Below are 15182 nucleotides of genomic sequence, written 5' to 3'. Positions count from 1 at the left end.
TCAGATAACGCCTTCTACAACGGTGTGCGGGGTGGGCAGGCGTTCGAGGGTCTGCGCCACTTCCAACAGGCTGGCAGCGCCGAACAACTGGCCCATGGGCAATTCCACGCCCAGACGGCTGCGCAGCATTTCGAGAAAACGCGTGGCCAACAGGCTGTCGCCGCCCAGGCGGAAAAAGTTGTCGTGGCGCGAGACGCTCGGCACCTTGAGCAAGTGCTGCCAGAGCTCGGCGATCACCTGTTCGCCGGCGCTCAGTGGTTGCTCATCCATCGCGTCCCGTGGCTGGGCTGTGGCGCTCAAAGGGGCGAGCAGCGCACGGCGGTCGACCTTGCCATTGCTGCTCAACGGCAGGCGTTCCAGCACCAGGATCTGTTCCGGGCGCATGTAGGCCGGCAGGCACTGCTCCAGATGCTGTGCGAGCACCTCGGCGCAGGTGCTGGCCGTAACGGCGGCCATCAGTCGGTGGTCGGCAACCAGCGCCACGGCGCTGTTCACACAGGGGTGACGCGCCAGGGCGGCTTCGATTTCGCCCAGTTCGATGCGATGGCCATGGACCTTCACCTGGCTGTCGGCACGCCCGAGAAACTCCAACAGGCCATCGGGGTGGTAGCGGCCGAGGTCACCGGTGCGGTACCAGCCATCGACAAAGCGCTCGGCATTCAGCTGCGGCGCGTGGCGATAACCACGCGCGACGCCGGCGCCGCCGATCCACAGTTCCCCCGTGACCCAGTCCGGGCAGTCACGGCCCAGGGCATCGACTACCCGGTAGGCCTGGTTGGCCAGCGGCACGCCGTAAGGGATCGAACGCCAACCCGGCATTGCCTGGCGTACTTCAAAGTGATTCGACCAGATCGCCGCTTCGGTCGCGCCGCCGAGGGCGATAAAGCGGCAACCGTGGGCCTGCTCTTGCAGACGTTGCGGCAGATCAAGGCCTATCCAGTCGCCGGACAGCAGAGCGACCCTCAGGTCCAGGGGCTGGCGGTCTTGAGCGTTGGCTTCCAGCAGCATGTCGAGCAGCGCCGGCACGCTGTTCCACAGGGTCACGCGGTGCTGTTGCAATGCCTTGAGCCAGGCGCGGGCATCGCGGCGCTGGTCTTCGTCGATCAGAACCACTGCGGCGCCCACCGAGAGCAGGCCGAACAGGTCATACACCGACAAGTCGAAGTCCAGCGCTGATAGGGCCAGGCCCCGGTCTGCGGCTTGGACGCCATAACAGCGGTTGATCTCGGCCACGGTATTCATCGCCGCGCGGTGGGTGATTTCCACGCCCTTGGGCTGGCCGGTGGAGCCGGAGGTGTAGATTACATAGGCCAGTTCACCCGCTGCGAGAGGCCGTGGCGCCGCCAGCGGTTCGGCCTTCAACGCGGTGGAGGGCTTGAGGTGCTTGACGCCGGGCAGTTGCGGGTCGTGCTCGGCGAGCATCAGGGTCACGCCGGCCTGTTGCAGGATGCGCTGGCAGCGCTGCAATGGCTGATCGACACTCGCTGGCAGATAGGCGGCGCCGGCCGCCAGAATGCCCAGCACACAGGCTACCTGCTGCGGCCCTTTGGCCAGGGACACGGCCACCAGGTCGCCGGGTGCGACACCTGCGTCCATCAGACTGTGGGCGATACGCAGCGCGCGGTCGGCCAGTTCGCCGTACTTCAGCGTGCCATGTTCACCCCATAACAAGGCCGGGCGCTGCGGAGCATGGCGCGCCTGCTCAAAGAAACCCTGGTGCAGCGTCGGGTCGCCCGGCACGCAGTCGACCGGGGCGTTGAGTTGGGCACGCCGTTGCGCTTGGACCTGGGGCAGCAGGTCGGGTTGCGCGCTGTCCCAGGCGTGCTCGGCCAACCAGTTGAGGCTCTGCAGGTAAGCGTCGAACATCGCTTCAACCAGACCTTCGGGAAACAGGCCGACCACACGGTCCCAGTTAAGGGCAATACCACCGTTGGCTTCGACGACCTGGTGGTCGAGCCACACTTGCGGGGTTTGTGTCAGGCCGAACACTTGGTGGGCAAACGGGCCGTCCACCGGAGCCGCCGTGCCATCCGGGACGCCCAGGGCGCTGGTGAACACCACCGGCATGCTCACCTGTTGCTCGCCATTGCCCCGGGCCAGCTGGCGCAGCAGGCTGACGGAACCCACGCAGCGATGCTCCAACGCCTCGCCCAGGGATTGTTGCGTACGCCGTGCACGGTCAACCCAACGCTCACCCGCCACGGGCACATACCCGAGCAGGGTCAGCGATGTGAAGTCGCCCATTACCTGGTCGATCTGCGGGTGCACGGGGCGGCGATCGAACAGTGTGAGGTTTAGGCTCAGGTCCGGGCGTGCACTCCAGCGGCCGAGGGTTTCGGCAAAAGCACAGAGCAGTACCGCCGAGGCAGTGAGCCCCTGTTGCTGGGCCTTGGACAGGATCGCTTGCCAGGCGCTGGCATCGATCTGCCCTTGCAGGCGTTCAAAGCGCGGTCGGCCCAGGCTGGCGGGATCGGCGGCCAGCGGCAACTGCGGATGGGGCGGCAATTCGGGCAGGCGTTCCTGCCAGAAGCGCTGCGCGGCGTGCAGCTCTTCAGGTGCCGGGGCGCACTGCAATTGGTAATCGCGAAACGACAGATCCAACGGGGCCAGCGCCATGTCGGGCTCGCGGTACAACGCATCGAGTTCGGCGTAGAAACGCAGGATGCTCAGGGCGTCGAGGATCAAATTGTCCAGGCTGATCGCCAGGCGTGTGTGCCGGCCGTGGGTCACCGTTTGCACATCGAACAGCGGCCATTGGTGAGGGGCGAACACGCGGTGGGCACAGTGTTCACGCAGCTCTTCCAGGCTGGCGTGGCCCTGGCCGATCACGAAGGCCGGCACTTGTTGCAGGATGCGCGCCTGGCCATTCTGGTCGAACACAGCGCGCAGCATTTCGTGGCGTTCGATCAAGCGCTGCAAGGCGTGTTGCAGGCGCGGCAGGTCAAGGTCCTCGACGTCGTATTCACGGTAGAAGTGGCAACTCACGCCCCCTAGTACCAGGCTGGGGTCGCGGCCCAGCCAATAGGCCTGCTGCACCTCAGTCATAGGGAAGGGCACGTGGCGTTGCGCCAGGTCTGCAACAACGGTGTGTGCGGGTTCGGCCTGTGCCTGTTGATGCAGGTCGAGACAAAACTGCGCCAGCACCGGCTTGGCAAACACCTGGGCGATGCGTGCACCGCCCAGCCCTTGTTCGGCGAGCAGGCGCATCAGGCGGGTGGCGCTCAGAGAGTCGCCGCCCAGTGCAAAGAAGCTGTGTTCGCGGCACACCTCACCACAGCCAAGCAACTGCTGCCAGGCGCGGGCCACCTGCTGTTCGATGACGCCGCAGGGCGCCGTCAGGTTGGCCTGCTGCACCGGGCTATGCTGGGTGAGCCACGCGTGCAAGGCCTTGCGGTCGACCTTGCCGTTGCCGGTCAAGGGCAACTGCGCGCAGCCAAGGATCAGCGAGGGGATCATATACGCCGGCAGGCGCTCGTCTAGGCCCGGCAGGTCGATCTGCACGGGCTGCACGGCGCCGTGCGCCAGACGGACCACCGCCGCCAATTGCTGGCCGGTCAGCAACACGACAGCGTGCTCCACGCCAGGGCAGGCCAGCAGTGCCTGTTCGACGTCGCCGGCTTCGATGCGGTAGCCGTGCAGCTTGAGCTGAAAGTCGCTACGCCCGAGGAACTCCACAGTGCCGTCGGGGTGGTAGCGCGCCCGGTCGCCTGTGCGGTACCAGCGCAGGCCTTGATAGTCGACAAAACGTTCGGCGCTGCGCACGCGGTCACCGCGATAACCCTGGGCCACCCCGGCGCCGCCGATCCACAGCTCCCCGGCCACCCAGTCCGGGCAGTCATGGCACTGGTGGTCGACGATGCGCAGGCTGACGTTGTCCAGCGGTTTGCCGTAAGGCAGGCAGTGCCAAGCCAATGGCTGGCCGGGTAGGGCTTCGAACAGCGTCGAGTGGATCGCCGCTTCGGTGGCGCCGCCCAAGGCCATGAAGCGACAGCCCGGCGCCTGGGCCCACAACCGTGGCGCCAGGTCCGGGGCTACTTTGTCACCTCCGAGCAACACCGCACGCATCGGCAGGCGCGCGTCGGCCGGGGCACAACCGAGCAACATGTCCAGCAACGCCGGCACGCAGTTGAGCACACTGGCGCGGTGCAGCAAGGCCAGTTCACGCCAGCGCGGGGCATCGCGCTGCGCTTCGGGCTCGATGCCAATCACCGCCGCGCCGGTGGACAGCGCAGCAAACAGGTCGAACACCGACAGGTCGAACTCCAGCGCAGAGAGCGCGAGGATGCGGTCATCGGCGGTCAGCTGGAGGCGCCGTTGCAGGTCTTCCACGGTGTTGGCGGCGGCCAGGTGGCTGATTTCTACGCCCTTGGGTTCGCCAGTGGAACCGGAGGTATAGAGGATGTAGGCCAGGTCGCTGACCGCACCGGGCCGGGGCGCGTCCAGCGCGGGGCCCGCAGGTGGCAGGGCCTTGAGCAGCAACCGCGCACCTGAGCTTTCGCGGATTTTCTGGCAACGCGCGTCGGGCTGGTCGATGCCGATCGGCAGGTACGTGGCGCTGCAGGCGAGGATGCCCAGTACCGCGATGACTTGCTCGGGGCCCTTGGGCAGTTGCAGCGCCACGACATCGCCGCGCTGGATGCCTTGGTCTTCGAGGTACGCTGCAACTTGCAGGGCCCGCTCGGCCAGCTCGCCATAGCCGATGACGGGAGGGTTGCCCTGCAGCAGCGCGGGCAAGGTGGGCGTCAGGCGTGCCTGGGCAAAAAATGCCTCGTGCAGGCGCTTGGCGGGCAGGGCAGCAGGCTGGCCTTGCACGGTTTGGCGCAGGGCCAGTTGCTCGGCGGGGATCAGCGCAGGCGGTGCCTGATGCCAGGCGTCCGGGTCAAAACACAGGCGTTGCAGCAGGTCGGTATAGGCCTTGAACACGCCATCCAGCACACCGTCGGCGAACAGCCCTTCACGCGCATCGAGGTTGATCAGGATGCCGCCGTCCAGCTCGGTGACTTGCGCATCGAGCCACACCTGCGGGCCCTGGGAAATGATCCACGCCGGCTGGCCGAAACTGGCCTGCACGCCCTCGGCGAACAGCTCACCCAGGCCCAGTGCGCTGGTGTATACAACGGGAGCCAGGACTTGTTCACCGCGTTGGCGGGACAGTTCACGCAACACCTCCAGGCCGGAAAACGCGCTGTGTGCGACATCGCTGTGGAAGCGGCGTTGCAGGGTGGTGGCGCGTGCGGCAAACGTGCCGGCGACCCGGCCGTCCCAAGCTAGCAGGATCGACGAAGTGAAATCCCCGACCAGGCGATCGACGTCGGCATGCAGCGGCGTGCGGTTGAATAGCGGTAGGTTGAGCAGCAACTCGGGTGTATCGCACCACGCGCCAAGGGCTTCACTGAACACCGCCGCCAACGCCATGGCCGGCGTGAGCCCGTGCTCCCGCGCCTGGCGTTCGAATGCCTGGCGTTCTGACGGCGGCAGCCAATGGTGGCGGCGGCAGACCTGGCGGTCATCGCCCTGGGCCTTGATCGGCAGGCTCGGCGCACCGGGCAATTGATCGAGGCGCTGCAACCAGTAGTCGCGCGCCTGTTGGTGACGATCCCGCTGCTCGATGCTGGCCTGTTCCTGGCCCAGGTCAGCCAGGTAGCGGGCAAAGGTGTAGTCCAGCGCGGGCAGGGGATGTTGGCGGTACAACAGCACCAGGTCGCCGAGCAGGGTGCGCAGGCTCAAGGCATCGGCGGCGAGCATGTCGAGGTTCAGGTGCAGGCGGGTGCCGTCGGGCAACAACGACAGCTGGATATCCAGCACCTGGCCTTGTTCCACGGCCAACTTGCGATGGGACAGCTCGGCGCGCAAGGCTGCCAGCAGTTGTTGCACCTGTTCGGCGCCGGCCTGGCGCAGGTCATGCACCGTGAGCCCCGGCCACGGGCTGTGCGCGAGGACCTGCTGGCGGCCGTCATCGAGAAACTGCGCCCGTAACATCGGGTGCCGCGCGAGCAGGGCACGCACGGCGGCTTCCAACCGTATCGGGTCAACGTCGTGGCCATCGAACTCGTTATAGAAGTGTGCTGCCACGCCACCCAGCGCTTGGCCAGGGGCGCGACCGATCCAGTAAGCGTGCTGCATCGGCGCCAGTTCGAACGGCAGCCCGTCATCGGTAGCGGTGCTGACCGGCGCGGGGGCCGTGGGGGCGGTGTCAAGCAGGGTTAGCCAGGTACATAGGCGTGGGTCCGCCACCAAGTCGGCGAAACGCGCGGCCAGGCCCTGGCGCCGCCATTGGCCGGCAAGACGGATCAGGGTGACGGAGTCCAGGCCCCATTCGATCAGGTTGGCCTCCAGGGGCACCTGGTCGGCGGGCAGTCCAAGGGCGTCGGACAGGGATTGGCGCAGCAGTGTTGCGGTTGAGGTGCTGGGAGTGGCCATGGCTCAACGTCTTCTCATCGCTAGGGCCCGGGCCGGGGTTGGCCCAGGCGCTGGGGGCAGGCAAATGCATGGGGGAGATGCTAGTCATTCTCATTTTGGCGACTACCCGGATCGAATCGTTTTTGCCCCGTATCCGTTTGCCCAGTGCCGATTGCACGGGCGCAGTTGCGGGACATGACGTCGATACGCCGCGCGATGCGGTTGGAAAATGACTTGAATCGGGTAGAGCCCGGCCCACGGCCTTGACTACCGTCGCTCGCCGCCCTCTTGCAGGGCCTATTCATGGAGTTGCGGATGTCTGTCGATTCGGGTTTACAAGTGCGCGGCCTGCGCAAGCGCTACAAGAATGGCGTCGAAGCGCTGCGCGGCGTGGACCTGAGTGTTGGCCCCGGTATGTATGGCTTGCTCGGTCCCAACGGCGCCGGCAAGAGCAGCCTAATGCGCACCCTGGCGACCCTGCAGCTGCCGGACGCCGGCAGCATTCACCTGGACGGCGTGGACGTTCTGCGCGGCCCCGATCATCTGCGTCGCCGCCTGGGTTACCTGCCGCAGCAACTGGGCGCGTACCCCGGCGTGAGTGCGCGGGATTTGCTCGACCGGTTCGCTTGGCTCAAGGGCCGTACCGACAACCGCCAGCGCCGCGAGGAAATCGAGGTCCTGCTGGATAAGGTCAACTTGCAGCAGGCGGCCCACCGTGCGCTGGCGACCTATTCGGGCGGCATGTTGCGCCGGTTCGGTATCGCCATGGCACTGGTGGGCTCGCCGCGCTTAGTGATCGTCGATGAGCCCACGGCGGGCCTCGACCCGGCCGAACGCAACCGTTTTCATCGAGTGCTGGCGGATGTCGCCGCCGAATCCATCGTGCTGCTCTCGACCCATATCGTCGAAGACGTCGAGAACCTGTGCAGCCGCCTGGCGGTGTTGGCCGGCGGGCAGATTATTGTCGAAGGTCGCCCGGCCGACTTGCTCGCTGCCGAACAGGGTCGCTTGTGGGAAGCGCCGTTCAGCCGTGGTGAATCGTTGCCCGAAGCATTGCATGTGGCCGCCAGCCCACAAGGCAGTCGCGTGATCGTGCACGGCGAGCGTCCGGCAGACCCGCGTTTCAGCCCCCACGCGCCGCGTCTGGAGGATATCTATTACCTGGCGCTGGCCCAGGCCGGCGAGGCGGTGGACGCATGAATACCTTCGCCTTGCTGTTGCGTGAAGCCTGGGTGGAAGTCCGTGCCGGGCTGCGCAGTGGCATTCCCTTGTTGGTGTTTCTCGGCCTCACCGGCTACCTGCTGATGTCCCTGACGAATGCCGACTACGTGCAGAAAATGGGCGCCAGCGACATCGCCCGCAATGCACCCAGCCTGATTTACCTGATGTCGTGCGGTTGCATGTTCTTCCTGTTTTTTGCCTGGGCCTGGGTGTTTGCGCAGCCGGCCCTGCGCGACCGCAAGGCGCAGTTGGAAGAGGTGCTGCTGGCCTTGCCGCTGTCGCTGCCGGCGCTGCTGTGGGGGCGTTTTATCGGCGCGGCGCTGGTGGGTGGGTTGCTCGCCAGTGCGTTGATTATCGGCTTCCTGGTCAGCCCGGTATTGGGCTGGCTCGGCTGGGTACCAGCGGCCAGTATCGGTGCGCCGGTCTGGTCGGCGTTGGCCTTTGCCTGGGTCGCCTTGCTGTTGCCGGTGAGCACTGGAATCGGTGCGTTGAATTACCTGCTGGCGTTGCGCAGCCGTGGCCTGGCTGCGCCCTTTGCCCTGGCGACGGTATTGATGCTGCTGTGGATGTTTGCAGTGGTCGTACTCAAGGGCGGGCATATCAACCCGCTGTTGGCGGCCAGCCTGGACCCGTCGCTATTTACCTTTGCCCAGGCCCAGGTCGAAACCTGGAGCACCGCGCAGAAGTCGCAGTCGCTGTTGGCGCTGACGCCGGGGTTCTGGCTCAACCGCGCGTTGTGGTGTGTGTTGCCGCTGCTGGTGCTGGCCGTGGTGTTGACGCGCACCACGCGCCAGGGCCTGATGGGCAGGCGCAGCGGTGCGGTGCTGACGGAACCGCCGATGCTGCGCAGCCGTGACGTGCAATTGCCGGGTCCTTTGACGGCCAGTCGTTGGACGCACGCCTTGTGGCATGAAGCGCGCTGGCAGGTACGCCAGTTGTTTGCACGGCGGATCTGGTGGGTGGCGCTCGGCTTGCTGCTGGTGATGGGCGTGCTCAGTGGTTTTGTCCACGGCGTGTGGCATGCGCGCGGGCCGATGGTGCCACGGGCGGATCTGACCCTGCCGCTGTTGTCGAGCGCGTTGTTCCTGGTGATTGCCTTTATTATCGCGGCGCTGGTGGGCTTGGTGTGTCGGCGTGATGACGTCGAAGGCCTCGGGGCGATGTTGCAGGCGACCCCCCCACCGACCTGGCTGCGATTGTTCGGCCGTACGGCCTGTGTGTTGTTGGCGACCCTGACCTTGGCGCTGGTGCCAGGCATTGCCAGCCTGCTGATCAGCGCCATCGCTGTGCCCGACAGCCTGGCGCCGGGCTTTGTACTGGTCTACCAAGCGCTGGTGTTCGCGCCGCCGCTGCTGGAACTGGCCGCGCTGACGGTGCTGGTGCACGCGTTGATTCGCCGCTCGGGGCTCGCGTACGCCACGTCAATGCTGCTGACGTTTTTCCTGGTGCTCAACCACGAATTGGGGCTGGTCAGCTACCCCGCCTATGCGATGGGGATACCGGCTCATGTGGCGTTGTCGCAGCTCGCCGGCTGGGCGCCCGGGTTACCGTATCTCGGCACCCTGGCAGGCTGGAAACTCGCAGGTTGCGCGGTGATGGTCGGCGTGGCCGCACTGGTATTGCCTCGCGGTCCCGAGCGCCGCCGTTTCGCTGACGTGGGCCAGCCTTTGCCGCTCGCCGTGTTGGCCCTGGGCGCCTTGGGTCTGCTGGGCAGTGGCGTGGCTTTGCACCATCACCTGGTGGAGCAGGGCGACTACCAATCGGTGGCCGAGGAGCGTGTTGAACGCGCCGCCTGGGAACAGCGCTGGCTGCCCGGCGCAACGGCCTGGCAGGTGGCGGGCGGGCGCGTGCAACTGCGCGTGGATTCCGCTGCGCGTCAGGTTGAGGGCCAGTGGACGCTTGACGCCGTGGTGGCCAGCCAATTGGACGCCGAGTTGCCGCCAGGCTTGCAGGTGACGGCAGTCAGCGTGATGGGGCAACCGGTCGCGTTCGAACAGGCCACCGAACACCTGCGCGTTCCCTTGGCACCTTGTGCGACGAACGCCTGCACTGTGGAGTTGAACTGGACGGTCAGCGCCAACGGCTGGCCGTCGGAAGGCGAAGCGTTCTGGTTGGGGCCGCAGGGTGTGTGGCTGCAAGCGCGCCGCGTTATGCCGCGCCTGGGGCTGGACAGCGAGCGGCTACTGCGTGCGCCGGTGCAACGCAGCGAGGTCGGTTTGGCAGCCGACGTGCCCACCTTGGCAGGTTCCGCCGTCGCCGTGGAGGCCATCGCGCCGGCGGGCGACTGGCGATGGCACGTTGAGATTGATGGGCAGGACTTCAACGGTTACAGCGCGGCGCCCTTGGATTTTGCCTACAGTTTGCAGGCAAAGGCGGATGCCAGCCGGCAGCAAACGGCTGTTGAAGTGCGCGAAGACCTGGACCTGATGAGCGCCTGTGTGGCGCGACGCCTGGGCAGTCGCCCGATGGTGGAGGGCGTGAGCCAGTGGCCGACCGGCATGGGCGACAGCCGCTTGAGCCACGGCCAGCTGTTGCTCGCCCAATCGCCGGATTGGGACGTGGCCGCGACCGGCGTCGGGCGTTCGGCACGCCGTGCGCATATTGCCGAGTTGCTTGCCCGCCGGGTGTTGATTGACGCCAGCGACCTGCGGCAGGTGCCGGGTTACCTGTGGTTGAGCCAGGGCGTGGCGGGCGCGATCGGCTTGCTGTGTGTGGCGGATGTAGACGGTCCAGAGGCGCGCGCGGCACTGGTGAAACTCATGGCCGATGACCTGACCCGCGCGCTGGGCAATGACGGCGAACCCGTCGGCACCCTGGCTGATGCCCGCGAGCATGGCTGGGCCGCCACCTATGCAGCGCTGGCGAGCCTGGCGTGGACCACCGAACAAAGCCCCGAACAACTGACGGCAATGACCGCCGCCATCCGAAACGGCCAGGGATGGCCGGCTGCGATCCAGCCCTTGTTGGGCGCGCCTGATCCTGACGCGATTGCCGCTGCGCTTGAGCGCTGGGGCCCTGCGCAATGAATTTGAACCATCCCTGCCTTTTGGAGCTTTGTCATGTCATCTGCACTGTTAATCCAACCGCTGCGCCGTCCCCTCGGCTGGCGGGCAAACGTCTTGACCCAGGCCATGGCGCTGGGCTTGTCCAGCCAGATGTGCACGGCCTATGCCGCTGACTATCAGCCGGAGGCCTCCGCGGAGGCTATCGAACTGGCACCGCTGACGGTCAGCGCGCGCTTGAGTCAGGAGAGTGCCAAGGACATCCCCTTTGGCCTCTCGGTGATCGATGGGAAAACCCTCGAGACCCGGCGCCTGCGCACACTGGAAGACGCGCTGCGCACCACGCCGGGGGTGGATGTGAACTCCTGGGGCGGCGCCAATGACGCCAACGTGCGTATCCGCGGTGTCGGGTCACTGAACCAGATGAGCATGGATGACGGTTCGGTGGTGTTGAATGTGGACGGCGTGCCGATGTCAGTGCGCAATGCGGCGCTGGCGACGCTCGACGTGCAGCAGGTGGAGGTGCTCAAGGGCCCGCAGGGCACATTGCTGGGGCGCAACAGCGAGGCGGGCGCGATCAACGTCACCACCCGCAAACCGACGCGCGAGCTGGAGGGTTATGTGCGTGGCGAAGTGGGCAACCAAGGCCAGTTCATGACGGAAGGCGCCGTGGGCGGGCCGTTGACCGACTCGCTGGCCGGGCGTATCGCGGTGCGTCGCAGCGGCTTTGATAACTGGGTCGATGACCAACAGGACGGCGACCCGCTGACCAAACCCCGGGACCTGGCCCTGCGCGGCAGCCTGCTGTGGGACAACGACCAGGGCACCACCGGCCTTTTGACCTCCGAGCGCCAGCGCGCCGAGCACTATGCGGGCCTGGAACTGTTGCGTCCGTTTGGCAATCGCCCGAGCCTGGACTACACGCCTGGTACCTTCGATGGCAACCAGAAGACCAACGAGCGTTACTCCTTCGAACTCAACCACGACTTGGCGCATTCGCGCATCACCTCGATCAGCGCCTACACCAGTACCGACTTCAATGCCGTCAAAGGCTACGATCGCAACATCACGCGGGCGTTGTACGGTTCCCCGTTCGAATACCTGATCGAAGACTCGGCCCATGAGCGCGTGTGGAGTCAGGACCTGCGTCTGGGATCACTGGCGGATGCCGATGTGTTTTGGGTGACGGGGCTCAACCTGTCGCGCTCCGAACGCAGTTTCGATTCCAACAACTTCACCAATGGCGCGCAACAGTTGCGCGACTTCAGCACCAACAGCTACGCGGCCTATGGTGAGGTGACGTACCCGATTGCCGAAGACTGGAAACTCACCACCGGCCTGCGCCACACCTGGGACCGCAAGACCTATGGTGCCGATTATTCCAGTGGCGGCGCGCAGGTCAGCGACAGCCGGCGTTTGCAGGACAATTACAGCACCGGACGCGTGGCGCTGAGCTACGCGCTGACGCCGCAGACTAATGTGTATGCGGTGCTGTCACGGGGTTATAAGTCGGCGGGGTTCAACGACTACGCCACGTCGATCAAGGACAGCGAGCCCTACAAGGCCGCCAAGGTGAATTCCGCCGAATTAGGCTTCAAACATGAAAGTGCCGGGGGCGACCTGAGCCTGGAAGGGGCGTTGTTCATCACGCGCGTGCAGGACGACCACCTGCTTGGCTACGACTTTAACACCCTGGCGGTCAGCGCAGTGAATGCCGACACCCGCAGCAAGGGCGCTGAGCTGTCGACCACCTGGCACCTAACCGATGAACTGACCTTGGGCAGTGCCGTGAGCTACACCAATGCGGTGGTGACGTCGGATGCGCCGGGTGTGTCCGGCGGTGACGTGGCGGCGGGCAGTCGCGTGCCGGATGTGCCGCTGTGGAGCGGCAACTTCAGCGTCGCTTGGCAAAAGAACCTGGGGGCCTTGCTCGGGTTGCCGGCGCCACGCCTGAACACCTTGCTCAATTACCGCGTACAGAAAAACCGCCCGGCCGACCCGCAGAACCACTACGACCTCAAGGGCTACGCCAAGCTGGACCTGCACCTAGGCCTGGAAAGTGGCGGTTCGGAGGTCTACCTGTGGGGCGACAACCTGCTGGATGCGCGCTACGACCTGTACGGCTCGTACTCCACCGACCAGGTACTGACCGGCATGCCAGGACGCGGGCGTTCGGCAGGTGTGGGGTATAGCTACCAGTTCTGAACCCCAGTTGTGGACACCGCCGGCGGGCTGGCTCCTGCAGGTTGCCATTAGTGTAGGAGCCGGCTTGCCGGCGACGGGGGCGGGTCAGAACTGATAGGTGTAGCCTACGGCCAAGGTGCGGCGGCGTGCCGGTGCACCGTAGGCCACCGGGTCACTGTAGAAACCGTAGGTGTCGTAAGTCTGGTTCAGCAGGTTGTCGGCGAAGGCATAGATTTCGCCGTATTTGCTTTCCAGGCCCGCGCGCAGGTCGAGTTTCTCGTAGTTGTCCAGGTTGAAGTGGTTTTGCGGGTCGGCTGCGCGCTCGCCCACCAAGTGATAGTTCAAGCTGGTGCTGAGGGTGGTTTCACCGAGGCTGGCGAAGGTGCCCAGTGGGTGTTTCCAGCTGGCGTTGAAGTTGCCGCTCCAGCGCGGAACATCCGGGGTGCGGTTGCCGGCAGCGACATCACCGGCCTGGATGCCTTGCACGCCGCTGGCGATCTTGGCATCGAGGTAGGTGGCGCTGGCGGCCAGGGTCAGGCCGTAATCGAAGCGCCAGCTGCCTTCCAATTCGGCACCACGGGTGCGGGTGTCGGCGTTGAAGGCATTGGTGGCGAAGGTTGCTGCGTCGTAGCCGAGCAGGTGATCGTCGTGCACACGGGTAAAGAACAGCGCACCGTTGAGGCTGCCGCGACGGTCTTCGGTTTCACTCTTGAAGCCCAGCTCGGCGGCTTTGCTGACGGCGGCTTTGTAGGGTTCGCTGTCGGTGACCTGCGAGGCATAGTCATTGAAACCACCGGATTTATAGCCCCGCGCGAGTTGCACGTAGACGTTGGTTTGCGGCGTCAGGGCGTAGCTCAGGGCGACGCGGCCGGTGCCATAGTCGTCAGTCAGCTTGCGGGAGTCTTGCACCGCACTGCTGCCAGAGAAGTACTGACCGTCGTAGGTCTTGCGGTCCCAGGAGTGGCGGTAGCCGGTGGTGAGTTTCAGGCGCTCGGTGAGGGGGAAGGTGACTTCGCCGTAGCCGGCGTAGGTGGTGGTGGTGAAGTCACGGTATTTGGCGCCGGAGGTGCCGTAGGTGTTGCGTGGCGTGTCGTAGCTGCGCTCGTTGCGGCTGGCGGCGAGCCCCGCAACCCAGAACACGTCGGAGTCAGGCAGCGAGCTCAGGTGCAGGTCCTGGCTCCAACTGCGCTCGAAGGATTTGTCCACCACCCAGAACTCGCTCGGCGTGCCGTACAGGGCGCCCATGAGCTTGCTGTCGTAGGCGATCAGGCCTTCAAAGTCGGCGGTGGATGTGGCTGTGGTGGAGGTCAGGCGGCTTTTGGCGAAGTCGTGATCGACCTTGAGCGTATAGCGCTCGGTGGTCTTGTAGTTGTCGTCGAACAGGCCGGGGGTCAGGTCCAGGCTGGGGTCGCTGCCGTAGGGACGCAGCACCAGAGAGTTAGTGGCACGCTCGGTTTTCTGGCGTTCGGCGCTGAGCAATACATGGGTGTCATCGTTGAGGTCCCAGAGCAGGCTGCCGCGATAGGTTTCGTTACGCGGCTTGGTGATGGGGTGGTTGGTCTGGTCGCTGTCGATCCAGCTGTCGTAGCCGGCACGACGCACGGCCAGGCGCCCGCTGAGGCTGTCGCTGATCGGCCCGCCGATGGCGCCTTCAGTGAGGAACTGGCCTTCCTGGCCGACTTCGCCACGCACATAACCTTCGAGTTCGCGGGTGGGTTGGCGCGTGGTGATGTTCACCGCGCCCGCCTGGCCAATTGCGCCAGATAACGTGCCCTGCGGGCCCTTGAGCACCTCGATGCGATCGACATCGAGGGTGCCGATACCAAGGCTGCGCGACGACACCGGCACGCCGTCGATATTGAATGCTACCGAGCTGTCATCCATCGACATCTGGTACAGCGAACCGACGCCGCGGATCAGCACGTTGAAGTCATTCGGCCCGCCGGAGGAGTTGACGCTCACTCCGGAAGTGTTGCGCAGTGTGCTTTCCAGCGTGTCGAGGCGCTGGGTGCGCAGTTGTTCGCCGCTGATCACGCTGAGACTGATGGGCACTTCCTTCGGGTCTTCCTGCTCCATGCGCGCAGTTACCGTCGAGGCCGGCAGTTGCACGGGCTCACTGGTGGTAGCGGCGAGCGCCGAATTGGCCAGTGTCAAACTCATGGCTATTGTTAGAGTATTACGTTTGTAGCAAAATTGGCTGGTAGCCGTCGTGTTGCATCGTGCAGACATGATGGGACCTTGACTGAGGATTTTGATCGGCGCGCGTTGCTGGGTGGCAGCGGCGATTTGGCGGAGCCTTTGCAGCGCGCCAGATGCTAATAATTATCAATTGCACAATTCCACCCCGATGTGATCTGATTCGAGCCGTATCCGGTC

Annotated in this window: 5 protein-coding genes; 3 read left to right on the top strand and 2 right to left on the bottom strand. The window is 65.3% G+C overall.

Annotated features, from left to right (window positions below; translation table 11 throughout):
- Positions 1–6420 (bottom strand): amino acid adenylation domain-containing protein, encoded by a 6420-nt coding sequence (locus OPU96_RS00810; protein ID WP_498558492.1) that lies wholly within the window; start codon positions 6418–6420, stop codon positions 1–3.
- 294 nt (positions 6421–6714) lie between these two features.
- Between OPU96_RS00810 and OPU96_RS00805 the strand changes: the two genes are divergently transcribed.
- From OPU96_RS00805 to OPU96_RS00795, 3 genes are read left to right on the top strand one after another with little or no spacing between them, the layout of a single operon-like run.
- Entirely contained in the window at positions 6715–7599 is an 885-nt protein-coding gene (locus tag OPU96_RS00805; RefSeq protein ID WP_498558491.1) for an ABC transporter ATP-binding protein, read from the top strand.
- Positions 7596–10646, top strand: coding sequence for a hypothetical protein (locus OPU96_RS00800; RefSeq protein ID WP_498558490.1), 3051 nt, complete (start codon positions 7596–7598; stop codon positions 10644–10646). The genes OPU96_RS00805 and OPU96_RS00800 overlap by 4 nt, the downstream gene beginning before the upstream one ends.
- Positions 10647–10679: 33 nt before the next feature.
- Positions 10680–12827, top strand: coding sequence for a TonB-dependent receptor (locus tag OPU96_RS00795; protein WP_498558489.1), 2148 nt, complete (start codon positions 10680–10682; stop codon positions 12825–12827).
- Between the two features lie 84 nt (positions 12828–12911).
- On the opposite strand, the gene OPU96_RS00790 is transcribed toward OPU96_RS00795, so the two are convergent.
- Positions 12912–14966: a TonB-dependent receptor gene (locus OPU96_RS00790; RefSeq protein ID WP_267863902.1), complete on the bottom strand. Its 2055-nt coding sequence runs from the start codon at positions 14964–14966 to the stop codon at positions 12912–12914.
- Positions 14967–15182: the final 216 nt, after the last annotated feature.

This window comes from Pseudomonas sp. RP-B7 (genome assembly GCF_059803535.1).
The sequence above is the reverse complement of the archived record's forward strand: the minus strand, read 5'-3'. Positions and strand labels throughout refer to the sequence as shown.